The sequence below is a fragment of the Bacteroidota bacterium genome (genome assembly GCA_034723125.1).
Classification (GTDB): Bacteria; Bacteroidota; Bacteroidia; order CAILMK01; family JAAYUY01; genus JAYEOP01.
Genome location: JAYEOP010000565.1, coordinates 1 through 1,612 on the forward strand (window position 1 = coordinate 1; position 1,612 = coordinate 1,612).

Genomic DNA, 1,612 nt, shown 5'->3' on the forward strand with positions numbered 1-1,612 from the left:
GGATATGCTATTGAATATGATTATTTTGATCCTAAACAACTTAAGAAAACCCTTGAAACAAAATTAATTAAAAACCTGTATTTTGCCGGGCAAATTAACGGTACAACAGGTTATGAAGAAGCTGCAGCACAAGGATTGGTGGCAGGAACTAATGCTCATCAAAAGATTAATAATAAAGAAGATTTTATAGTAGAACGTTCTGAAGGTTACATAGGAGTTTTAATTGATGACCTTGTAACTAAAGGAACTAATGAGCCGTATAGGTTATTTACTTCTAGGGCGGAGTTTAGAATTTTACTAAGGCAAGATAATGCCGATTTAAGACTTACCCCAAAGGCTTATAATATTGGACTTGTAGCAAAAAAAAGATATGATAAAGTTTTAAATAAATTTAATGATATTGAAAAAATAAAAGAGTTTTTTAAAAACGAAAATACCAGTCTTGAAGAGTTTAATAATGTAATAAAAGAGCAAGGGAAAAAGGAACTAAAGCAAAAATTGAAGCTTGAGAAATTTTTATTAAGACCTGAGGTTAAAATTGAAAGAATGATCTTTCATATAAAAAATGTAAGAGAATTTTTAAATGATTTTGATAAAGAAACAATAGAACAAGCGGAAATACAGATAAAGTACAACACATATATTCAGAAAGAGAAAGAATTGGTAGCCAAAATGAAAAAGCTGGAAACAGTAAAGATTAATCCTGAGTTTGATTACGATAAATTAAATGGTTTGTCAACAGAGGCAAGAGAAAAACTAAAAGAAATAAAACCTTTTACTTTAGGACAAGCAAGCAGAATTAGTGGTGTTTCTCCTGCTGATGTTTCTATATTACTTGTATATTTGAGAAGATAAAAATTTTGAAATGCGAATACGAAAGATAGCTTTTTCCATAATTTATTTAATAATTGTTTCATGTGCAGTACAAGTTGCACCGAAAGGTGGACCAAAAGATATTAACCCTCCGGAAGTATTAACTGAAAGCCCTAAAAATGAATCAATAAACTTTAATGCAAAGGAAATTGTAATAAAATTTAATGAATTTATACAGTTAAATGATATTCATAACAAAATGATTATTTCACCTCCAATTGAGCCTTTTCCTGAAATTTCTATAAATAAGAAGAGCATAGTTATTAAAATTGAAGAGAAATTGGAAGACAACACTACCTATAAATTTCAATTTGGTGAATCAGTAGTTGATATTACAGAAAGAAATCCTTTGAAAGATTTTAATTACGTGATAAGTACCGGAAATAAAATAGACTCTTTAAGAATAAGAGGTAAAATAAAGGGTGTATATAGGGATGAAAATGAAAAAAAAATAAAGGTTTTACTTTATATCGCAGGAAATGACTCTAGTATTTACAATGAAAAACCAAAATATTTCTCTAAAACCACAGAGGACGGGAGTTTTGAGATTACAAACATTAAAGAAGGGCGATATAATATTTTTGCACTGCAAGACAAAAATGAGAACTATAAATATGATTTTGGAGAAAAAGTGGGATTTACTAATAAAAGCATTGAATTAGTAAAAGACACGAATATAGGAGAAATAAAAATTTTTGCAGAGCAAGTGTCTTATAGCAATGTAATATCAGTAGAGTTG

At 28.8% G+C, this 1,612-nt stretch carries 2 protein-coding genes; both read left to right on the top strand.

The features are described from left to right. On the top strand, positions 1–855 hold an 855-nt coding region (locus U9R42_14330), incomplete at its 5' end, for an FAD-dependent oxidoreductase (GenBank protein MEA3497201.1). Between the two features lie 10 nt (positions 856–865). Beyond that, positions 866–1,612, top strand: a 747-nt coding sequence (locus U9R42_14335) for an Ig-like domain-containing domain (GenBank protein MEA3497202.1), incomplete at its 3' end; no start/stop codon positions are given.